The organism is Chromobacterium sphagni, assembly GCF_001855575.1.
GTDB lineage: Bacteria > Pseudomonadota > Gammaproteobacteria > Burkholderiales > Chromobacteriaceae > Chromobacterium > Chromobacterium sphagni.
In genome coordinates this window covers 1,245,343-1,266,724 of record NZ_MKCS01000001.1, presented here as the reverse complement: position 1 = coordinate 1,266,724, position 21,382 = coordinate 1,245,343, and the positions used below count along the sequence as shown (strand labels likewise).

The window sequence follows — 21,382 nt, the reverse complement described above, 5'->3', positions numbered from 1 at the left end:
TTTTCCATTCATCGCAGTCAGCCCGTCAGGCGTGACGGAAACGGTCCACCAGCGCCGCCAGCTCCGAAGCCGAGCGGTTCAAGCTCATCGACAGCGTCGCGACCTCCTTGACCATGCCGGAGTTGTCTTCGGCCAACGAGGCGATCACGCAGATATTGTTGGCCACCTCGGTGCTGGCCTGGCTTTGCTCGGCCATCGCCGCCGCCGTGCCATGGCTCTTGCTGGCGGCCTCCGCCGCCTCGCCATGGATATGGTTAAGATCCTCCACCGTGAGGCCCACCATCTTCAAGCCCGACTCCATCCGCTGCCTGGCCTCTTGCATATGCAGGGCGGCGGTCCGGGTTTCATCGCGGATATCCTCGATCAGCGTGGTGATGTCCAGCGTCTCCTTGCCGGTGCGCTCGGCCAGTTTGCGCACTTCGTCCGCCACCACCGCGAAACCGCGCCCCATCTCGCCGGCGCGCGCCGCTTCAATGGCGGCGTTCAGCGCCAGCAGGTTGGTCTGATCGGCGATTTCCCGGATCGCCGTGATGATGGAGCGGATGTCTTCCGACTTTTGCTGCAAGGTCTCGATGCGGCTGCCGGCGTCGTCCAGCACCGCGGCGGTCTGACTGATGGCCGAGGCTGTGTCCTGCATCCGCTCGCGGCCGTCGGTGACGCTGCCCTGCATCTGCCGCGCCACCGTCAGCGACAGGCGGGTATTGTCCGATACCGACTCGATCCCGGCGGTCATCTGCTCCACCGCCGCCGCGATTTGGGCGGCGGACTCGCTTTGCGAAGTCGCAGCCTCCGACGCGCGTCGCGAGATGTCCAGCATGGCGCTGGCTGCGTCTACCACCTGATGCGCATTGTTTTTCACCTGGTTCAGCGTCTGGGCGAAGGCCTCCACCAGGTGGTCAAAAGCCTGCCCCATCCGTGCCACCTCGTCCGATCCGCGGATGCCGGCGCGCGGCCCCAGGTCCAGATCCCGGCTCATCGAAGTCATCATCCGTTCGAGCAAGCGCACCGGCCCATGCACGCTGCGATAGATTAGCCAGCCCATCGCGCCCAGCAGCAGGATCACCGCTCCCGAACCACCCAGAGTCAGCTCCAGATCGGTCCGCGCCTGCTCCACCTTGCGCGCCACCTGCTGCGACAGGTCCTGCAGCAGCTGGTCCTGCAAGGCCTTCAATGCCGCGATCCGCGCGGTGGCTGCCTGAAACCAGTCCGATGCCGTCACACCCGGCGCTTGTCCCAGCGGCTGTTGCAACAATTTGCCGCGCAACGCCAGCACCGCCTGGGTTTCCGCCCCCTGGTCCAGGGCCTCCATTTGGCTGCGCAGCGCCGCCGATGCCATCAACTTGAACTGTCCCTCGCAAGCCTGCTGCCGCGCCGCCAAGCCGGCCGCCTGGGTCAGGCTGGCCTGATTGAAGCCGGCGCCGCTCAGCACGCCGTTGACAAAACCGCGCTCGCGTCCGGCGAATTCCTTTTCGCATTGCAAGCTGAGCAACGCCGCCGTGCTGCGCAGCAAATCGCCATCGTCATTGGCCTGAGCCAGATGAGCGATCATGGCGATCAATCCGTCGATCCGCGCGGAATAAACGGCGAAAGCGTCCGCCGCCGCAATCGTCCGGTTGCCGGTCTGCTTGCGCAACCCCGGCACCGCCTCCAGCGCTCGCGCGGTCCCCGCCGCATCCGCGCCCAGCGCCGAACCTGCCAGGCTATCCGCCTGCAGGCGGAAACCTGCCACATCCTTGTCGCTTTGGGCCTGGGCCTGAATCAGCGCATCCGGCGGCGATGCCGCCTTGCCGCTCAGGAAGCCATTGGTCAGCCCCCGCTCGGTCTGCAGGTCGTGAATCAACTGGCTGGCGCTGCCGGCCAGGCTGATCAGCTGGTCCGATTGCCGCAACTCGTCCAGCGTGCGCAGCCTGCCCATGGCCAGCACCGCAGCCAGCAGGATCAGGACAAGGGAGAAGGGAATGATCAGCAGCAACAGTTTGCTGGCCAGCGACAGGCGCGACAACATGATTCAGCCTCCCAGGCGGATCGGACGTGAGGCTGGCGGCCGCAAGCGACGCGCCGGAAACATCCGATGACGACAATCCCGGCCGCCAACGCCAAGGTTTGGCGGACTGCCGCGCAAGCATGCCGAAAACACGGCCAAGACGAGCAAGCAAGCCGTAAACCGGCTCATCGGCCACAGCATCCCGCTCCGCCCCGTCCTGCAGTTGAAATCAGACGGATGACGGCATGCTCCACCCCCATGGGCGGACGATAAAACAATGATCCGCATCAGTACTATTACTAGTACATCCGTGCAAAAAACGCCCGGAAACCGGGCGTTTTTCAAAGGGGGACGGACTGAGGCGGCAAGCGCTTATCGGCAATGCCGGCGGCGATGCCTGTGCTTGCAGCGATAAGCGCGCCTATCGCTGGCTGCTTCGCGCCGGTCGGACTTGCCATAACCATTGCCGATGGCAGCGCCGGCGCCGCCGCCGAGCGCACCGCCGATGATCGCGCCATCGCGGCCTCCTACCGAATGGCCAATCGCCGCGCCAGCCGCACCGCCCAGCGCGCCTCCGACGATGGTATTAGTGGTGGTATCCGCAAGGGCGGCCCCAGCAGACAGCGCCAGCCCGATGGCAAACATCAGAATGCTCGACTTCATTTCGTACACTCGCCTGAAAGTTGAAGCCAGAGCATAAAGGCTGCCCCGCCAGTTCGTCTGTATCTAAATGTTAGCGATTATTCACATTTATTTACATGGCACCATCCACCCCGGCATCGGCTATTGCTGCAGATAGTCGAATGCCACCGATCCCAGATCCAGCGTCAGGTCGCAAATGAAATGATGCGCCGACAGCACCTCCAGCACCGGCAACTGCGCCACCGGCGCCAATGCGTGCGGATGTAGCTCCAGCGCGCCGGGAGAGCTCCATGCGCCCTTGATGGTGACATCGCTGGTGTAATAACGCACCAGCTCGCAGATCCGCGGCGTGCCATCCACATGGGGAATGATCTTCAATAGGAAATTGGGCTCTGCCATGCTGGTTTGCAATGCCGCATGATCCAGCGTCTCATACTTGTAGCCCATGGTGCCGGTGGCGATGCGCAGCGGCCCGAAATCCAGGCTGCCGATCAAGGTGTCGCGCTGCACCTCCAGCCGCGGCTTGCCGGCCTTCTTCGGAAACCCCCACAGCTCCCTCCCGCCGGCAATCGGCGGCAAATCATCCAGGTACATCGAATGGACATAGCTGCCACGCGTGCCATGGAAGGTCACTGGAATCACCTGGCCGCTCTCGGAGTAGTCGCCGAAACCAGTCGAATCGGGCATGCGGATGAACTCATACTTCACGATCGCCCCATCCGCCTGCAGCGGCTCCGGCAATATCGCCTGGATGGCTTCGGGATCGGTACGATAGGTAATGACCATATATTCCCGATCGCAGAAGCGGTAAGGCCCCGGCGGAAAGGCCGGGCTGGTCAAGGGCATGGCAAAGGCACGACGACGCACTTCTTCCGGCTTCATAGAGAAAACTCCTTGAAAAACACGAAGAATGACAACATGCAACGACAAATTACTGATTTATATTGAGCTGACTCAACATATTCCAGATGGAAATCCGGCTCAATACGCAGAATTGCCAGACGGATATGCCGCTTTGCCGCAGTTATTCCGTTCGCAAAGCGGCAATGAAGAGCATGAAAGGAAAATTGACGCAGCCGACGTCGCCGCCCATCATAACGGATGCATTGCCAACCATTGGACATGCCCAATAGCCGAGCACACAGGACCGCATATGAACGCCGCCAAAAAAATCCGCCGCTTCATCGAAGAAGGCCATGACCCGCAGCAGATGCAGGTACTGAAGGAATTGGCCTCCTCGCTGGAGATGGGCCGCTCTTTCGATCTGAGCCAACTGTACGACATCGACATGCGCTACTTTGATGTCGCCATAGACCTGCTGAAAGACTGGCGCTTCGACCACCACATCAGCTCGCGCAGCAAGCTGCTGGAGCAACTGCTGACCGAAATCGCCCCTGCGCAGCAAGCCTCGCCCGAAGCGGACGGCAACGGAAAAAGCGGCCGCGGCAAAGACAAGAGCAAAGGCTAGGCCAAAGGCTGCATCACGGTCTTCCAGGACTGTTGGGCAGCGCTTTCCAGCCCAAGTTCCAGTAAAACCATCACCTGCCAGGCCTCTCGCGCCGCCACCGGATTGGCGGCGCCATCCAGGATCGCATCGCGCACTCCGGCATAGTAGCGGGTGTAATCTCCAGTCTCTCCGGGATACTCCACCGGCTCGCTTCCGGCGAGCAGCAAGCGTCCGGACGTGGCATCCCGCCCCCATTCCGCCTGACCTGGCCGGCCACCGGCCTTCAACGCGTCTTCCTGCGGATCCAGTCCGTATTTGGTGAAGCTGCCGCCGGTGCCGTGAATCGCGAAACGCGGGCCGGCATCCGCCACCAAAGCGCTGGCATGCAGAATCACCCGCTTGTCGGCATAGCGCAATTGGGCATGAAACCAATCGTCGGCTTGCGCGCCGTCGCGCAATGCCGCTCGCTCCAGCATCATGGCCAGCGGGGCGCCAAAAAGTCGCAGCGCCTGATCCAGCAAATGCGGCCCCAGGTCATACCACAAGCCGGCGCCAGCCTGGGCCGACTCGCGCCAACGTTCGCGTACCTGGGGCCGGTAGCGGTCGAAATGCGACTCGAAATGCGTCACCCGTCCCAACGCGCCCTCCGCCAACAACTTTTGCACCGTGAGGAAATCGGCATCCCAACGGCGATTATGAAACACCGACAGCAGCAAGCCGGCTTGCTCGGCCTGCGCAGCCAACTGACCCGCCTCATCCGCCCGCACGGTGAACGGCTTGTCCACCACAACATGTTTGCCGGCCAACAGCGCCGCCCGAGCCAATGGAAAATGACTGTCGTTTGGCGTGGCGATCACGACCAGATCCACATCCGAGCCGGTCAACAGCTCCTCCGGCGATGGAAAAACCCGAACCTCCGACAAGGCGCTCCGGACCAGTTCAGGCCTGCTCGAGGCCACTGCCATCAACTTGACGCCAGGTGTCGCGACCAGCAGTGGCGCATGAAATGTCGCCCCCGCATAGCCAAAGCCCAGCAGCCCCACTCTCAATAATCGATCAAACATCATCGTCTCCCATGACAAACCATCATGATACGACTACCGACTGAAACGCAAAAACCCCATGGAATCGGTCCATGGGGTTTCAACAAACTCATCCGGCGCGCCAAACGCAAAAACCCCAGCTCATTGAGCTGGGGTTCCGCTATCGGGCGTCTGGCGGTGTCCTACTTTCACATGGCGAATGCCACACTATCATCGGCGCTAAGGCGTTTCACGGTCCTGTTCGGGATGGGAAGGCGTGGGACCACCTCGCTATGGCCACCAGACATAAACTGGTACAAACTCAAGAAGCCTGAACTCGTCTCTCAACGCGTTCTGAATATTTTTTCGGGTACTCAATTGTGTCGCACTCACACTCCATCTTCGTCACTCAGTTTCCCAAGCCACTCAAATGATAGGATCAAGCCTCACGAGCAATTAGTATCGGTTAGCTTCACGCCTCACAGCGCTTCCACACCCGACCTATCAACGTCCTGGTCTCGAACGACTCTTCAGGGAGGTCTAGCCTCCAGGGAAGTCTCATCTTCAGGCGAGTTTCCCGCTTAGATGCTTTCAGCGGTTATCTCTTCCGAACTTAGCTACCCGGCGATGCCACTGGCGTGACAACCGGTACACCAGAGGTTCGTCCACTCCGGTCCTCTCGTACTAGGAGCAGCCCCCGTCAAACTTCCAACGCCCACTGCAGATAGGGACCAAACTGTCTCACGACGTTTTGAACCCAGCTCACGTACCACTTTAAATGGCGAACAGCCATACCCTTGGGACCGGCTACAGCCCCAGGATGTGATGAGCCGACATCGAGGTGCCAAACACCGCCGTCGATGTGAACTCTTGGGCGGTATCAGCCTGTTATCCCCGGAGTACCTTTTATCCGTTGAGCGATGGCCCTTCCATACAGAACCACCGGATCACTATGTCCTGCTTTCGCACCTGCTCGACTTGTCGGTCTCGCAGTTAAGCTACCTTTTGCCATTGCACTATCAGCACGATTTCCGACCGTACCTAGGTAACCTTCGAACTCCTCCGTTACACTTTGGGAGGAGACCGCCCCAGTCAAACTGCCTACCATGCACTGTCCCCAATCCGGATCACGGACCAAGGTTAGAACCTCAAAGGGGTCAGGGTGGTATTTCAAGGTTGGCTCCACCTGAACTAGCGTCCAGGCTTCATAGCCTCCCACCTATCCTACACAAACCACTTCAAAGTCCAATGCAAAGCTACAGTAAAGGTTCACGGGGTCTTTCCGTCTAGCAGCGGGTAGATTGCATCTTCACAAACACTTCAACTTCGCTGAGTCTCAGGAGGAGACAGTGTGGCCATCGTTACGCCATTCGTGCGGGTCGGAACTTACCCGACAAGGAATTTCGCTACCTTAGGACCGTTATAGTTACGGCCGCCGTTTACCGGGGCTTCGATCAAGAGCTTGCACCCCATCACTTAACCTTCCGGCACCGGGCAGGCGTCACACCGTATACGTCCACTTTCGTGTTGGCACAGTGCTGTGTTTTTGTTAAACAGTCGCAGCCACCGATTCTCTGCGACCTGTCATAGCTTCAGACGCGAAGTCTTACACCACAACAGGCATACCTTCTCCCGAAGTTACGGTATCAATTTGCCGAGTTCCTTCTCCTGAGTTCTCTCAAGCGCCTTAGAATTCTCATCCTGCCCACCTGTGTCGGTTTGCGGTACGGTTCTTGTGTAGCTGAAGCTTAGTGGCTTTTCCTGGAAGCGTGGTATCAGTCACTTCAGGTCCGTAGACCCTCGTTATCACGTCTCGGTGTTAAAGAAGAGCGGATTTGCCTACTCTTCACACCTACCGGCTTGAACAGACTATTCCAACAGTCTGCTGACCTAACCTTCTCCGTCCCCACATCGCACTACACAAAAGTACGGGAATTTTAACCCGTTTCCCATCGACTACGCTTTTCAGCCTCGCCTTAGGGGCCGACTCACCCTACGCCGATGAACGTTGCGTAGGAAACCTTGGGCTTTCGGCGAGCGGGCTTTTCACCCGCTTTATCGCTACTCATGTCAGCATTCGCACTTCTGATATCTCCAGCATGCCTCTCGACACACCTTCACAGACCTACAGAACGCTCCCCTACCACGGACACATTTGACTGTGCCCATCCGCAGCTTCGGTTATCAGTTTGAGCCCCGTTACATCTTCCGCGCAGGACGACTCGACCAGTGAGCTATTACGCTTTCTTTAAATGATGGCTGCTTCTAAGCCAACATCCTGGCTGTCTATGCCTTCCCACTTCGTTTACCACTTAACTGATCATTTGGGACCTTAGCTGGCGGTCTGGGTTGTTTCCCTCTTGACAATGGACGTTAGCACCCACTGTCTGTCTCCCATGCTGGCACTTTCCGGTATTCAGAGTTTGCCATGGTTTGGTAAATCGCAATGACCCCCTAGCCATAACAGTGCTTTACCCCCGGAAGTGATACATGAGGCACTACCTAAATAGTTTTCGGGGAGAACCAGCTATCTCCGAGTTTGTTTAGCCTTTCACCCCTATCCACAGCTCATCCCCTAGTTTTGCAACACTAGTGGGTTCGGACCTCCAGTGCGTGTTACCGCACCTTCATCCTGGCCATGGATAGATCACTCGGTTTCGGGTCTACACCCAGCGACTGATTCGCCCTATTCGGACTCGGTTTCCCTACGCCTCCCCTATTCGGTTAAGCTTGCCACTGAATGTAAGTCGCTGACCCATTATACAAAAGGTACGCAGTCACGGAACAAGTCCGCTCCCACTGTTTGTATGCATCCGGTTTCAGGTTCTATTTCACTCCCCTCCCGGGGTTCTTTTCGCCTTTCCCTCACGGTACTGGTTCACTATCGGTCGATCACGAGTATTTAGCCTTGGAGGATGGTCCCCCCATCTTCAAACAGGATTTCGCGTGTCCCGCCCTACTTTTCGTATGCTTAGTACCAAGAATGCGTTTTCGTGTACGGGGCTATCACCCACTACGGCGGTCCTTTCCATGAACCTTCCACTAACTCAATCTCTATCACATACAGGCTGTTCCGCGTTCGCTCGCCACTACTTACGGAATCTCGGTTGATTTCTTTTCCTTCAGCTACTTAGATGTTTCAGTTCGCTGAGTTCGCTTCCTCGTGCCTATGTATTCAGCACGGGATGACCCCTAAGGGCCGGGTTTCCCCATTCGGATATCGTGGGATCAAAGCTCTATTGCCAGCTCCCCCACGCTTTTCGCAGGCTTACACGTCCTTCATCGCCTGTGATCGCCAAGGCATCCACCAGATGCACTTAGTCGCTTGACCCTATCATTTCAGTAACCTACGTCACTTCATGACAGAGCGTGTTTGCGCGACGACTGCACCGCCCCTTTTGATATGGCGACGCAGCCTTAGATACAATCAAATACCCAAGATGACGATTTGTCCGCGTACAGAATTAACTCTACGCTTTCATTTCGCCGTCTTATATATTCGGCTTCTTCAGTTTGTTAAAGATCGGGCGTTAAAATTACAACGCAAACAGAACCAAACTCTTCCGAGTTCGCTTGTGTTTGAGTTGTGGTGGAGGATGACGGGATCGAACCGACGACCCCCTGCTTGCAAAGCAGGTGCTCTCCCAACTGAGCTAATCCCCCTCTAAATCCGAAATACCGCGTTGCTCAGTCGCTCGTGTGCATCCGCACACGTCGCTTCTTCGCGCCTTGTCTTTCGGCTTTATCTCCGGGTGCCAGTTCAGATCACCCAGATACATACTGGTGGGTCTGGTAGGACTCGAACCTACGACCCCTGCGTTATCAACACAGTGCTCTAACCAGCTGAGCTACAAACCCAGTTGACTCGACGGCTTCCGCCGCCATGCCCTTAACTTGAATAACCGATAGGCTGTAAGTACTTGACGATCGCCTTCTCTAGAAAGGAGGTGATCCAGCCGCAGGTTCCCCTACGGCTACCTTGTTACGACTTCACCCCAGTCATGAATCCCACCGTGGTAAGCGGCCTCCTTGCGGTTAGCCTACCCACTTCTGGTGAAACTCACTCCCATGGTGTGACGGGCGGTGTGTACAAGACCCGGGAACGTATTCACCGCAGCATGCTGATCTGCGATTACTAGCGATTCCGACTTCACGCACTCGAGTTGCAGAGTGCGATCCGGACTACGATCGGTTTTATGAGATTGGCACCACCTCGCGGCTTAGCGACCCTCTGTACCGACCATTGTATGACGTGTGAAGCCCTGCTCATAAGGGCCATGAGGACTTGACGTCATCCCCACCTTCCTCCGGTTTGTCACCGGCAGTCTCATTAGAGTGCCCAACTTAATGATGGCAACTAATGACAAGGGTTGCGCTCGTTGCGGGACTTAACCCAACATCTCACGACACGAGCTGACGACAGCCATGCAGCACCTGTGTTACGGCTCCCTTTCGGGCACCAAGCCATCTCTGGCAAGTTCCGTACATGTCAAGAGCAGGTAAGGTTTTTCGCGTTGCATCGAATTAATCCACATCATCCACCGCTTGTGCGGGTCCCCGTCAATTCCTTTGAGTTTTAACCTTGCGGCCGTACTCCCCAGGCGGTCAATTTCACGCGTTAGCTACGCTACCAAGGATTCAAACCCCCAACAGCTAATTGACATCGTTTAGGGCGTGGACTACCAGGGTATCTAATCCTGTTTGCTCCCCACGCTTTCGTGCATGAGCGTCAGTGTCATCCCAGGGGGCTGCCTTCGCCATCGGTATTCCTCCGCATCTCTACGCATTTCACTGCTACACGCGGAATTCTACCCCCCTCTGACGCACTCTAGTCTTGCAGTCTCCAATGCCGTTCCCAGGTTGAGCCCGGGGCTTTCACATCAGACTTGCAAAACCGCCTGCGCACGCTTTACGCCCAGTAATTCCGATTAACGCTTGCACCCTACGTATTACCGCGGCTGCTGGCACGTAGTTAGCCGGTGCTTATTCTTCCGGTACTGTCATCCCCGCCAGGTATTAACCAGCGGGATTTCCTCCCGAACAAAAGTCCTTTACAACCCGAAGGCCTTCTTCAGACACGCGGCATGGCTGGATCAGGCTTGCGCCCATTGTCCAAAATTCCCCACTGCTGCCTCCCGTAGGAGTCTGGGCCGTGTCTCAGTCCCAGTGTGGCGGATCATCCTCTCAGACCCGCTACTGATCGTCGCCTTGGTGAGCTCTTACCTCACCAACTAGCTAATCAGACATCGGCTGCTCGTATAACGTGAGGCCTTACGGTCCCCCACTTTCCCCCTCAGGGCGTATGCGGTATTAATCCGGCTTTCGCCGAGCTATCCCCCATTACACGGTACATTCCGATGCGTTACTCACCCGTTCGCCACTCGTCAGCGGAGCAAGCTCCCTGTTACCGTTCGACTTGCATGTGTAAAGCATGCCGCCAGCGTTCAATCTGAGCCAGGATCAAACTCTTCAGTTCAATCTCATAGCAAATTTTCTGGCACGCAAGTTCAAAGAAATAAAACAAGTATTTCTTGTCTCTTGCAGTGCAAGTTTTTGGCTTTCGCCAAGCACTTACACCTATCGGTTATTCGTTCTGTTAAAGAGCAGTGCCGGCCGCTTCGAACACCGCCGGAACCTGTTTCGTTCGGCTTGTTTCGTTCGCTGCGTCAGCTGAGGAGGCGAACTATACCGCCGCGCCCTATCCTCGTCAACACCTTTTGCCGGATGAAATGCAAAAAACCGGCACCCACCCACCCAAGTCATTGATGTGCAATGAAACTGGGCTGGAAAGAATTTTCAATCCATGTTCATCTCATCATCAAACGCACGACAAAGCCACCCTCCTCTCCAAAAAAAGCCGGCCCGAACATCACGCTCAGGCCGGCTTTCTTATACCTTTAATATAGATATGATCTGACTACTCCTCGCTCCCGCCCTTGTTGGCGTTTCTGGGATTCCGCCGCTTGCGCGCAACGGGCTGAGCATCATCGGCAGGCGTTGCCGGCTGACGGCGCTGACCTTGCGGAGTTGACGCCGGGGCAATCGGCTCCGAAACCGCCGGCTTGGCGCGGCTGCGCGTCCGCCCTCTGGGTGCGTTAGGCAGCCCTGCCGGCTTGCCTTCCGGCGCCACCACATCCTGCGCAGTGTTTTCCGCAACAGGCGGTTTGGCCGCCACTTGAGGTTTGGCCGCCACTTGAGGCTTGGCTGTCGCTTGAGGCTTGGCTGTCGCTTGAGGCTTGGCTGTCGCTTGAGGCTTGGCTGTCGCTTGAGGCTTGGCTGTCGCTTGAGGCTTGGCTGTCGCTTGAGGCTTGGCTGTCGCTTGAGGCTTGGCCACCTGACGACTCGCCTCGACTTGAGGCTGAGTCCGCAACTGGGGCTTGGCCTCGCGTCCGGATCTTGCAGTTGATCGCGATCGACTGTCACGGTGGGCCGGCTTGGCGGGAGCGGACTGTGCTTCCCCTCCTTCCGCCACAGGAGACGACTCCTTAACCAGGGCAAAATCGACCTGCGCGCTTTCAAGATTGGCGCTCATCACCTTGACCGTCAGCGGATCGCCCAGGCGGTACTGCATACCGCTCTTCTCACCGACAATCGCCTGGATATCCTTCTTGAAGTGGAAGTAGTCCTTGCCCAGCTCGGAAATATGCACCAACCCCTCGGCATAGACGTCATCCAGCAGCACGAACACGCCAAAGCTGGTGACCGCGCTGATCTTGCCGTGGAAGATCTCGCCGACCTTGTCGCGCATATAGTAGGTTTTCAGCCAGGACTCCACGTCGCGGCTGGCGTCGTCGGCGCGCCGCTCGGCCATCGAGCAATGCACGCCCAAAGCCGACCATTTGCCCGGCTTGTATTTTTCGCTCTTCAGCACCGCCTTGATCGCCCGATGCACCAGCAGATCGGGGTAACGACGGATCGGCGAAGTGAAGTGGGTATAAGCCTCGTAAGCCAGGCCGAAGTGGCCGTTGTTGTCCGGCGTATAGACCGCTTGCTGCATCGAGCGCAGCAGCATGGTCTGCAGCACCGGCGCGTCGGGACGGCCATGGATCTGTTCCGCCAGCTTGGCGTAGTCCTTCGCGCTGGGCTTGTCTTCGCCACTCAGGGTCAGGCCGACCAGGCGCAGATAGGTGCGCAGGTTTTCCAGTTTCTCCGGCGTCGGCCCCTCATGCACGCGGTACAACGCCTTATGGCCGCTCTTCAGCAGGAAATCGGCCGAGCAGACGTTGGCCGCCAGCATGCATTCCTCAATCAACCGGTGCGCATCGTTGCGCACCACCGGCACGATGCGGTCGATCTTGCCGTTGTCGTTGAAGATCATCTGGGTTTCGGTGGAGTCGAACTCGATGGCGCCGCGCTTGCCGCGCGCAGCCAACAGCACCTTGAACAGCGCGTACAAAGCCTTGATATCCGGCAGCATCGGATGGTCGCTGCCGTTCTGCAGCCAGTCCCATACTTGGTTGTATGTCAGCCTGGCCTTGGACTGCATCACCGCCGGATAGAACTGGTACTTCTTCACTTCGCCCTTGCTGTTGATCTGCATGTCACAGACCACGCACATCCGCTCCACATCCGGATTGAGCGAACAGATGCCGTTGGACAGCGCCTCCGGCAGCATCGGAATGACCCGGCGCGGGAAATAGACCGAAGTGCCGCGGTTGAGCGCCTCCTGGTCGAGCGCGTCGCCCGGCTGCACATAGAAGCTGACGTCAGCGATGGCCACCACCAAGCGGAAGCCCTTGCCTTGCTTCTGCGCATACACCGCGTCGTCGAAATCGCGCGCGGTTTCGCCATCGATGGTAACCAATGGCAGATCGCGCAGATCGACTCGGTCCTTGGCCCAGTCTTTTTTACGCACCTTCCTCGGCGTGTCCTTGGCCTGGACCAGCGCTTCGTCCGGGAAGCGGTGCGGCAGATCGTGCTTGCGCAACGCGATCTCGATCTCCATCCCGGGATCGGCGTAATTGCCCAGCACCTCGCTCACCTGGCCTATCGGCTGGCGGAAGGCGTCCGGCTGCTGCAGGATTTCCACCATCACCACCTGACCGTCCTTGGCGCCGGCTTCGCCGCCCGGCTCGATCAGGATGTCGTGATTGATGCGCTTGTCTTCCGGACGCACCACCCACACGCCGCGCTCGCGCTGGATGCGGCCCACCAGACGGCTGACCGCGTGCTCCAGCACCTCGACGATCTTCCCTTCCTGCCGGCCACGCCGGTCCACGCCCGACGGCCGCACCATGACTCGGTCGCCATGCATAACCTTCTTCATCTCGCGCTCGGGCAGGAAGATATCGCTGCCACTACCCTCGCCTTCGTCAGGCACGGCAAAACCAAAACCGTCGCGGTGGCCAGAAACCTTGCAACGGACCAGGTCTAGCTTCTGGGCGACGCAAACCGCGCCCTTGCGGTTGATGATGACTTCACCGTCGCGCTCCATTGCACGCAGACGGCGCTCGAAATAAATGATCTCATCTTGATGAATCGACAACATTTGCGCCAATTCATCCGGAAACAGCGGAACCCCTTGCTCGGCGAGAATTTGCATGACGAATTCACGGCTAGGCAAGGGATTGGAATATTTAAGTTTTTCCCGTTCCAGAAAAGGATCCTGGTCTCTCAGGGAAAGTTTTTTTTGTTTTTTTTGCGGTTGAGCCATTGACACCCTCAATATTATGTCTATAATTCGCATCTCGTTGCAGCTATGCAACAGATGATACAGTAAAGCGAAGCCCAGGTGGCGGAATTGGTAGACGCACTAGGTTCAGGTCCTAGCGCCCGCAAGGGTGTGGAAGTTCGAGTCTTCTCTTGGGCACCATCTTACTATTGTAAGCGCGTTGCTTTGCTGGCATCATAAAAATCTGGTTGGCCCAGGTGGCGGAATTGGTAGACGCACTAGGTTCAGGTCCTAGCGCCCGCAAGGGTGTGGAAGTTCGAGTCTTCTCTTGGGCACCAAACAGGTTTTAAAGTTTCAAGGCTGGTACCTTGGTATCGGCTGGCAGTATCTTTGTTGCCCAGGTGGCGGAATTGGTAGACGCACTAGGTTCAGGTCCTAGCGCCCGCAAGGGTGTGGAAGTTCGAGTCTTCTCTTGGGCACCAACACAATTCATTAAGGTTAGTACAACTGCTACTGGCCGGCTGTAGACAATTTGCTTTGCCCAGGTGGCGGAATTGGTAGACGCACTAGGTTCAGGTCCTAGCGCCCGCAAGGGTGTGGAAGTTCGAGTCTTCTCTTGGGCACCAAATAAAAAAGCCGCTGATCTCTGATCAGCGGCTTTTTTGCGTCCATTCTCATCAAGAAAAAAGCCGGCTCAGGCCAGCCTTCCGATCTTGCCTACTTCCCCTCACCGCCCTCATGGCCGGCCGACACCTGCTGGCCGGCATCGCGTTCCAACCGCAGGAACAGCAGGCTGGACAAAGCCGTCAGGCTGCCCATGAACAGGAAGGCATCGCCGAAATCGCCGGCCATCAGCTGCTGATGGCCTTGCAGCCAGGACGCGGCCTGCAAGGCAAATGCCCCCACCGTCACCCCCATCCCAGCCGCCAGTTGCTGCGCCACGCTGGACAGGCTAGTGGCATGGCTCAGCCTATCCTTGTCGACATCGGCGAAGGTAATGGCGTTGAGGCTGGTGAATTGCAGCGAACGCAGGCAACCGCCCAGAACAAACACCATCAGCAATATCCAATGCGACGTGTCCGCCTTGAACAGCGCATACACCGCCACCGAACACCCTGCCAGGATACTGTTGAGCACCAGCACGCGGCGGAAGCCGAAACGCTGCAGCACCCTGGCCACCACCGTCTTCATGCCTATCGCCCCCATCGCCGTGGAACAGGTCAGCAGGCCGGATTCAAATGGCGAAAAGCCGAAGCCTAATTGCAACATCAGCGGCAGCAGGAAGGGAATGGTGCCGATGCCCACCCGGAACATGAAGCCGCCCACCACGCCAGCATTGAAAGTGGACAAACGCAACAGGGACAAATCCAGTAGCGGATGCTGCTGGCGGCGGTAATGCCAGAGATAGGCCAGCAACAACACCGCGCCCAATCCGGTGAGCCAGACGGAGGCAGTGGCCGACAGCATGTGCTTGCCCTCCGAGGCCAACCCCAGCATCAGCATCGACAAGCCGGCCCCGGTCAAAGCGAAGCCGGACACGTCCAGCCTGGGCACATCGTCCTCTTTCAGATTGGCGATGAATCGCCCGGCCAAAACCAACCCCAGCAGGCCAATCGGGATATTGATCAGGAAAATCCAGCGCCAGTGGAAATAGGTGCTGATGAAGCCGCCCAGCGGCGGGCCGATCACTGGCCCCAGCAGCGCCGGCACGGTGAGATAGCTGAGCGCCCGCACCAGATCCGCCTTGTCTATGGTGCGCAGAATCACCAGCCGGCCGACCGGCACCATCATCGCGCCGCCTATGCCCTGCAGGAAGCGCGCCGCCACGAAGCCATGCAGGGTGCTGGTCACCGCGCACAGCAGCGAGCCCAGCATGAACACCACGATGGCCGAACGGAAAATGCGGCGCGCGCCGAAACGGTCGGCCATCCAGCCGCTGACCGGGATGAACACTGCCAGGCTGACTAGATAGGACGTCAACGCCAGCTTCAGCGAGATGGGATCGACAGCCAGATCCTGGGCGATGGCCGGCAAGGAGGTAGAGATGACGGTGGCGTCCATGTTTTCCATGAACAGGGCGGTGGCGACAATCAACGGCGTCAGCATGCCGGGAGCGATTTTCAACTGCATGACGGGGAACTGATGATGGCGGGGCATGCAGTTTACCACTGGCCATCGCCAGCCGCCGAGCCGAACCGTACTGACAGAAAACGAAAAGCCACCCGGTCTGCCGGGTGGCTGACGAATATTCTGCCGATCTTATTTATTGCCGAACGACAAGGCGGTGGTGAAGTCGCCCATAGGCTGGCCGCCGTTCTTCACCAGCGAAGCATCGCGGGCCGCCACGCCCGGCAGCGATTTCAAGCCGAAGCGCCGGGTCAGGAAGCGCAGGATAGAGCCGGTATCGTACTGGGTGTGATCGACATAGCCCCTCTTGGCGAACGGCGAGATCAGGATCGCAGGAATGCGGGTGCCCGGCCCCCAGCGATCGCCCTTCGGCACTTGCGCATGATCGTAGAAACCGCCGTTTTCGTCATAGGTGACCACCACCATCATGTTCTTCCATTGCGGACTCTGCTGCAGCTTGGCGACCACCGCTGCGATGTGGGCGTCGCCATCGGCCACGCTGGCATAGCCGGAGTGCTGGTTGAGATTGCCCTGCGGCTTGTAGAACGCCACCTGCGGCAATTTTCCGGCCGCGGCATCCGCTAGGAAGCTCTGGTCGAAATCTTTCAAATGCGCGCTGCGGTAGCCTGCCTGCGCCACCGGATCAAAAGAGGCAAAGTAGTTGAAGGGCTGATGATGAGCTTGGAAGTTGGGCTGGCTGCCATTATAAATGTTGCCGCGATCGGACAGCGACGCCGCCCAGCCGCCGGCGTACCAGGCCCAACTGATCTGCCTGGCATCCAGACGGTCGGCGATGGTCGCCTGGCTCTGGGCCGGCAGCGTGGTGGCCTTGCTCGGGTCGGCATACTGCGGCTTGTCGGCCGTGGGCGCGTTGCCGCTGGGCTGAAACGGCGGCTGCATGGTATTCACCGCGTAATACTTGCCTGCGCCGTCCTTCGGCGTCAGGTTGCCGTCGTTCAGATACTTGGCCGTGCCGGAAAGCACCGACGCCGGGGTATTGACGGCCGGCGTCAGCCGGATGAAGTTGCCCTTGGCGTCGGTGTCGATCGCGGAGATGCTGCCCTTGGCCGGCGAGGTGTCGGCATTCGGATATTCCGGCGCGCAGCCGCAGATCAGGTATTGGTGATTGAGGAAGGAGCCGCCGAAAGCGCCCATGAAGAAGTTGTCCGCCAGCGTGTACTGCTGGGCCAGATTCCACATCGACATCTTGCTGCCGTCGTAGTAGCCCATGGTCAGGCCGCCGGCATCGGTGTAGGCGGCGAACTTGTCGTTGGCGCCGCCGTCGATCTGCATCTGGTTGTTATAGAAGCGATGCACCAGATCGCGCGTCACCACCGATTGCGGAACCACCACGCCGGTGCCGTTCAGGCCATTGGCGTCATCGATCTGGAACGGCTTGTTGGCGAAATTCATGGTCTGCGCCTGGTTCAGCGTCACCGTCTGGCCGGCGGCGGTCAGGCCGCCCCAGGTCGGCGGCAGGACCGGCAGCGCCGAATTGTCGAAGTCCTTCTGCGGCACATACTGGCCTCGGGACGCCGGATTCACGCCCGGAATGCCGTTGGCGCCGGGAAACAGCCCGTACAGGTTGTCGAAGCCGCGGTTCTCCGCGTAGATCACCACCACGTTCTTGATATCGCTCAGCGCCATGCGCTTGTGCAGGCTGGTCTTGATGTCGCCGCTCATGCCGGCTTCCTTCACCGCGTCGGCGATCGCGTCGATGTTCTGGTTGATCGCCGCTTTCAGCGTGGCTTTGATGTCCGGATCGGTTTCCTTGTTGTGATCGGCCATCACCTTGTCGGCCGGCACGCCCAGGCGGTCCGCCACCGCGTTGCGCGCGGCGTTCAGGTCGCCGCCGTTATTGTCCATCAGGTCGGCCACTTCAGTGGTGAGCGAGCTGACCACCACATTGCCGCTGCCAGCCGGGGCGCGGAATACCAGCGGCTGGGTCACGGCTGCGGCGGTATTGGTATCGGGGTCGTAACGGGTGGCGTCGACGCCCACCTCCACCACCACCCCGCCGCTGCCAATCAATTTGAATGCGCCGTCATTATCGGTATACGTGCTCGGCTCGCCCGCATCGCAATGGCCATTGCCGTTCACATCCAGGCAGACCTTGGCATGGCGGAAATAGCTGCCGGTGACGACGCCGCTGGTGGCATTGGCGGAAGAGGAAGAACTGCCACAGGCACTCAACACGGCGGCGCTGATCAGCGTCAGCGCCAAGCTACAGGTCAGGCGGTTCATTGCGCATTTCCTAGAAATGGAGGGAAGCGCGGATTATCACCATGGAATGTTACACTCCATTTACATTCTGTTAATTTTTTTCAAGGCATGCTGGGTATAAATCCCGTCGCCATTTTTCATATTTCTGTCATTTTCGTGCATTACAGTCGCCGCCAACTCACTTCCCTTGTCCATGCCATGCACGTTGCCACCCCTTGGGTTTTGACCCTCAGTCTGATCGCCGCCGGCACCCTGGCGATCGCCGCCACCGCCTCCCACGCGGCAAGCCCCGGCAAACCCGCCTACAGCGACGCCAGCTATGCGCCCGGCGCCCATCCCCCCTCCGCCAGGCAGCTGGAGGCGCTGGGCCGGCAATTGTTCTTCGACCGCTCGCTATCCGCCTCCGGCCAGATGTCCTGCGCCACCTGCCACAGCCCGGCCCATGCCTATGGCCCGCCCAATGGACTGGCGGTTCAACTGGGCGGCAAGGACGGTAAACAGCCGGGGACGCGCACCGTGCCATCCCTGCGCTATCTGCAGAACGTGCCGCCCTTCAGCGAGCACTTCCATGACAACGACGGCAACGACAGTGAAGACGCCGGCCCCACCGGCGGCTTCACCTGGGATGGCCGCGCCGACTATACCCACAATCAGGCGGCGTTGCCGCTGCTGGCCGCCAACGAAATGGCCAACGGCAGTCCGGAAGAAGTCGCGAGGAAACTACAGGCCTCCGCCCATGCGCCCGCATTCCGGCAGCTGTTCGGCCAGGACATCTTCCAACAGCCCAAACAGACTTTCGACAAGGCGGTGCTGGCGCTGGAGGTGTTCCAGCAAAATCCTCAGGAGTTCTACCCCTACGACAGCAAATACGATTTCTACCTGCGCGGACAGGTCAAGCTGTCCGCCCAGGAAATGCGCGGCCTGAAAATCTTCAACGATCCGGACAAGGGCAACTGCGCCTCCTGCCACCTCAGCCAGCGCAGCGAAAGCGGAGCCTTCCCCTTCTTCAGCGACTACGGCCACATCGCCGTCGGCGCGCCGCGCAATCCGGCCATCGCCGCCAACAGCAATAGCCGTTACTACGACCTGGGCCTGTGCGGCCCCTACCGCACCGACTTCAAGACCCGCGACGATTACTGCGGCCTGTTCCGCACGCCCGGCCTGCGCAATGTCGCCACCCGCAAGGTGTTCTTCCATAACGGCGCCTTCCACGACCTGCGCCAGGTGCTGCGCTTCTACGCCGAACGCGACGTGAAGCCGGAAAAATGGTATCCGAAGGGCAAGGATGGCAAGACGGCCAAGTTCGACGATCTGCCGGCGCGCTACCAGGGCAACGTCAACATGGAAGCGCCGTTTGGCGGCAAGCCCGGCGGCAAACCAGCCTTCAACGAGCGCGACATCGTCGACATGCTGGTCTTCCTGAAAACGCTGAACGATGGCTACAAGCCGGGACGACGCGGCTGAGGCCAGCGCCCGTCCGGCATCGCCATTAGAGGCCGGGCGGCAAGCTGCGGATTCAATCCATGATGTGCGTATATCGTTCACATGAAATCCTTCGGGAGGCCCCATGCAAGTGCAGCGCATCGTCGCCAATATCGCCGCCGCGGACCCGGAACGCGCTGACGCGTTCTACCGTGGCATCCTGGGCCTGAACGTCGTCATGGACCATGGCTGGATTCGCACCTACGCAGCCGCTGCCTCAATGCAGGCGCAGCTCAGCTTGGCCAGCGAAGGCGGCTCCGGCGCGCCGGTGCCGGAGCTGTCGGTCGAGGTGATCTGGAGCAGGCTTTGACGCGGGTCCTTCAGGCCGGCATCGCCGTCGAATACGGTCCCACCAGCGAACCGTGGGGCGTGCGGCGCTTCTTCGTCCGCGATCCGCTGGAAAAACTCGTCAACATCCTGCAGCACGAATAGCGCCGTCGGCAAGCCATGCCAGATGACGCAGGCTGACAAAAAAAGCCCACCGCATCGCGGTGGGCTTTCGCATGCTGCAAGCAAATCGCTTACAGACCGTACGGGTGGTCCAGCACGATGGTTTCTTCGCGGTCCGGACCCGTGGAGACGATGGCAACCGGCGCGCCGCAAACATCGGCGATGCGGGTCAGGTAAGCCTGCGCGTTGGCCGGCAGATCTTCCCAGCGCTTGGTGCCGAAAGTGGATTCGGTCCAGCCCGGCATGCTTTCATAGATCGGCTCGCACTTGGTCACCGCGTCGGAACCGAACGGCAGGATGTCCACCCGCTTGCCGTCCAGCATGTAGCCCACGCACAGCTTGATCTCTTCCAAACCGTCCATCACGTCCAGCTTGGTCACGCACAGACCGGACACGCCGTTGATCTGGATGGAGCGCTTCAGCGCAGCGGCGTCGAACCAGCCACAGCGGCGCGGACGGCCGGTGACCGAACCGAACTCGTTGCCGCGCTTGGCCAGGAACATGCCGATATCGTTGTCCTGCTCGGTCGGGAACGGGCCGGAGCCGACGCGGGTGGTGTAACCCTTGACGATGCCCAGCACGTAGTTGAGCATCTGCGGCGCCACGCCGGCGCCCGGCGCAGCCGCGCCAGCCACGCAGTTGGACGAGGTGACGAACGGGTAGGTGCCGTGGTCGATGTCCAGCAGCGTGCCTTGCGCGCCTTCGAACAGCAGCGGGGTGCCGGCCTGGTTCATGTCGTACAGCGTGCGCGACACATCCGCCACCATAGGCTTGATGCGCTCGGCCAGCAGCATGGTTTGCGCCAGGATGGCGTCGAAACTCACCGGCTCGGCTTTGAACAGCTGAGTCAGCAGGAAGTTGTAGTAGTCGACGTTTTCACGCAGCTTGACGGCGAAGCCGGCCGGATCGAACAGGTCGATCACCTTCAGCGCGCGGCGCGCCACCTTGTCTTCATAGCAGGGACCGATGCCGCGGCCGGTGGTGCCGATCTTGGCTTCGCCCTTGGCGGCTTCGCGCGCCTGATCCAGCGCGACGTGATACGGCAGAATCAGCGGGCAGCCCTCGGCGATCTTCAGACGCGCGGCCACATTGACGCCGGCGGTTTCCAGCTCGTCGATTTCCTTCAGCAGCGCTTCCGGCGACAACACCACGCCGTTGCCGATGAAGCATTCCACGTCGGGACGCAGGATGCCGGACGGAATCAGGCGCAACACGGTTTTCTTGCCGCCCACCACCAGGGTATGGCCGGCATTGTGGCCGCCCTGGAAGCGAACGACCGCGCGCGCATGGTCGGTCAGCCAGTCAACGATCTTGCCCTTGCCTTCGTCACCCCACTGGGTGCCAATCACGACAACGTTCTTGGACATTGGAAAAAACCTCTTCTTCAGTCAGAT

The 21,382-nt window shown here is 59.3% G+C and carries 12 protein-coding genes, 6 tRNA genes and 3 rRNA genes; 8 read left to right on the top strand and 13 right to left on the bottom strand.

Annotation, left to right across the window (positions count from 1 at the left end; translation table 11 throughout):
• Window positions 1-25: 25 nt before the first annotated feature.
• The 3 genes from BI347_RS06100 to BI347_RS06090 all read right to left on the bottom strand — a co-directional run bounded on the left by BI347_RS06100 (window position 26) and on the right by BI347_RS06090 (window position 3,508).
• Entirely contained in the window at window positions 26-2,005 is a 1,980-nt protein-coding gene (locus BI347_RS06100; RefSeq protein WP_071115507.1) for a methyl-accepting chemotaxis protein, read from the bottom strand.
• Window positions 2,006-2,356: 351 nt separating this feature from the next.
• On the bottom strand, window positions 2,357-2,647 hold the full coding sequence (locus tag BI347_RS06095) for a glycine zipper domain-containing protein (RefSeq protein ID WP_071115506.1): 291 nt from the start codon (window positions 2,645-2,647) through the stop codon (window positions 2,357-2,359).
• Window positions 2,648-2,767: 120 nt separating this feature from the next.
• Window positions 2,768-3,508: an acetoacetate decarboxylase gene (locus BI347_RS06090; protein ID WP_071111043.1), complete on the bottom strand. Its 741-nt coding sequence runs from the start codon at window positions 3,506-3,508 to the stop codon at window positions 2,768-2,770.
• A gap of 28 nt (window positions 3,509-3,536) precedes the next feature.
• Here BI347_RS06090 and BI347_RS23470 point away from each other — a divergent pair, with 28 nt between their 5' ends.
• Window positions 3,537-4,094 (top strand): hypothetical protein, encoded by a 558-nt coding sequence (locus BI347_RS23470; protein ID WP_139167180.1) that lies wholly within the window; start codon window positions 3,537-3,539, stop codon window positions 4,092-4,094.
• Here BI347_RS23470 and BI347_RS06080 read toward each other — a convergent pair.
• From BI347_RS06080 to rnr, 7 genes are all read right to left on the bottom strand, one after another.
• Complete coding sequence (locus BI347_RS06080; protein ID WP_071115504.1) at window positions 4,091-5,137, bottom strand: oxidoreductase; 1,047 nt, start codon at window positions 5,135-5,137, stop codon at window positions 4,091-4,093. The genes BI347_RS23470 and BI347_RS06080 overlap by 4 nt on opposite strands.
• Before the next feature lie 148 nt (window positions 5,138-5,285).
• Window positions 5,286-5,400: ribosomal RNA gene (gene rrf, locus BI347_RS06075) — 5S ribosomal RNA — on the bottom strand.
• A gap of 130 nt (window positions 5,401-5,530) precedes the next feature.
• Window positions 5,531-8,426 (bottom strand): 23S ribosomal RNA (locus tag BI347_RS06070).
• A 256-nt stretch (window positions 8,427-8,682) separates the two neighbouring features.
• Window positions 8,683-8,758, bottom strand: a tRNA-Ala gene (locus tag BI347_RS06065).
• Between the two features lie 118 nt (window positions 8,759-8,876).
• Window positions 8,877-8,953, bottom strand: a tRNA-Ile gene (locus BI347_RS06060).
• An 82-nt stretch (window positions 8,954-9,035) separates the two neighbouring features.
• Window positions 9,036-10,571, bottom strand: a 16S ribosomal RNA gene (locus BI347_RS06055).
• The 16S, 23S and 5S rRNA genes sit together here with 2 tRNA genes alongside, the layout of an rRNA operon.
• Before the next feature lie 441 nt (window positions 10,572-11,012).
• Window positions 11,013-13,748, bottom strand: a complete 2,736-nt coding sequence (rnr, locus tag BI347_RS06050; RefSeq protein WP_071115503.1) for a ribonuclease R — start codon at window positions 13,746-13,748, stop codon at window positions 11,013-11,015.
• A gap of 72 nt (window positions 13,749-13,820) precedes the next feature.
• Between rnr and BI347_RS06045 the strand changes: the two genes are divergently transcribed.
• The 4 genes from BI347_RS06045 to BI347_RS06030 all read left to right on the top strand — a co-directional run bounded on the left by BI347_RS06045 (window position 13,821) and on the right by BI347_RS06030 (window position 14,332).
• Window positions 13,821-13,907, top strand: a tRNA-Leu gene (locus BI347_RS06045).
• Between the two features lie 50 nt (window positions 13,908-13,957).
• A tRNA-Leu gene (locus tag BI347_RS06040) sits at window positions 13,958-14,044 on the top strand.
• 57 nt (window positions 14,045-14,101) lie between these two features.
• Window positions 14,102-14,188 (top strand) — tRNA-Leu (locus BI347_RS06035).
• Window positions 14,189-14,245: 57 nt separating this feature from the next.
• Window positions 14,246-14,332: transfer RNA gene (locus BI347_RS06030), tRNA-Leu, on the top strand.
• A 91-nt stretch (window positions 14,333-14,423) separates the two neighbouring features.
• Here BI347_RS06030 and BI347_RS06025 read toward each other — a convergent pair.
• Complete coding sequence (locus tag BI347_RS06025) at window positions 14,424-15,836, bottom strand: DHA2 family efflux MFS transporter permease subunit (protein WP_239690830.1); 1,413 nt, start codon at window positions 15,834-15,836, stop codon at window positions 14,424-14,426.
• Window positions 15,837-15,965: 129 nt separating this feature from the next.
• Window positions 15,966-18,077 carry an acid phosphatase gene (locus BI347_RS06020; RefSeq protein ID WP_071113749.1) on the bottom strand — a complete coding sequence of 704 codons (2,112 nt, stop codon included), beginning with the start codon at window positions 18,075-18,077 and terminating at the stop codon, window positions 15,966-15,968.
• Between the two features lie 177 nt (window positions 18,078-18,254).
• Between BI347_RS06020 and BI347_RS06015 the strand changes: the two genes are divergently transcribed.
• From BI347_RS06015 to BI347_RS24770, 3 genes are all read left to right on the top strand, one after another.
• Window positions 18,255-19,520 (top strand): cytochrome-c peroxidase, encoded by a 1,266-nt coding sequence (locus BI347_RS06015; protein WP_071115502.1) that lies wholly within the window; start codon window positions 18,255-18,257, stop codon window positions 19,518-19,520.
• A gap of 103 nt (window positions 19,521-19,623) precedes the next feature.
• The gene (locus tag BI347_RS24530; RefSeq protein ID WP_239690829.1) at window positions 19,624-19,848 is read left to right on the top strand and encodes a VOC family protein; all 225 of its coding nucleotides are present in this window, start codon (window positions 19,624-19,626) and stop codon (window positions 19,846-19,848) included.
• Entirely contained in the window at window positions 19,845-19,970 is a 126-nt protein-coding gene (locus BI347_RS24770; protein ID WP_275637122.1) for a VOC family protein, read from the top strand. Before BI347_RS24530 ends, BI347_RS24770 begins: the two co-directional genes overlap by 4 nt.
• Before the next feature lie 89 nt (window positions 19,971-20,059).
• Here BI347_RS24770 and BI347_RS06005 read toward each other — a convergent pair whose 3' ends face one another.
• The gene (locus tag BI347_RS06005; protein WP_071113747.1) at window positions 20,060-21,355 is read right to left on the bottom strand and encodes an adenylosuccinate synthase; all 1,296 of its coding nucleotides are present in this window, start codon (window positions 21,353-21,355) and stop codon (window positions 20,060-20,062) included.
• Between the last annotated feature and the right edge of the window lie 27 nt (window positions 21,356-21,382).

What these genes read in the sequence shown, in the direction of transcription:
- BI347_RS06015 (WP_071115502.1), top strand. Translation starts at nt 18,255, where the DNA reads ATGCACGTTGCCACCCCTTGGGTTTTGACCCTCAGTCTGATCGCCGCC.
- BI347_RS06080 (WP_071115504.1), bottom strand. Translation starts at nt 5,137, where the DNA reads ATGTTTGATCGATTATTGAGAGTGGGGCTGCTGGGCTTTGGCTATGCG.
- BI347_RS06025 (WP_239690830.1), bottom strand. Translation starts at nt 15,836, where the DNA reads ATGCAGTTGAAAATCGCTCCCGGCATGCTGACGCCGTTGATTGTCGCC.
- BI347_RS06020 (WP_071113749.1), bottom strand. Translation starts at nt 18,077, where the DNA reads ATGAACCGCCTGACCTGTAGCTTGGCGCTGACGCTGATCAGCGCCGCC.
- BI347_RS23470 (WP_139167180.1), top strand. Translation starts at nt 3,537, where the DNA reads ATGACAACATGCAACGACAAATTACTGATTTATATTGAGCTGACTCAA.
- BI347_RS06100 (WP_071115507.1), bottom strand. Translation starts at nt 2,005, where the DNA reads ATGTTGTCGCGCCTGTCGCTGGCCAGCAAACTGTTGCTGCTGATCATT.
- BI347_RS06005 (WP_071113747.1), bottom strand. Translation starts at nt 21,355, where the DNA reads ATGTCCAAGAACGTTGTCGTGATTGGCACCCAGTGGGGTGACGAAGGC.
- rnr (WP_071115503.1), bottom strand. Translation starts at nt 13,748, where the DNA reads ATGGCTCAACCGCAAAAAAAACAAAAAAAACTTTCCCTGAGAGACCAG.
- BI347_RS06090 (WP_071111043.1), bottom strand. Translation starts at nt 3,508, where the DNA reads ATGAAGCCGGAAGAAGTGCGTCGTCGTGCCTTTGCCATGCCCTTGACC.
- BI347_RS06095 (WP_071115506.1), bottom strand. Translation starts at nt 2,647, where the DNA reads ATGAAGTCGAGCATTCTGATGTTTGCCATCGGGCTGGCGCTGTCTGCT.
- BI347_RS24530 (WP_239690829.1), top strand. Translation starts at nt 19,624, where the DNA reads ATGCAAGTGCAGCGCATCGTCGCCAATATCGCCGCCGCGGACCCGGAA.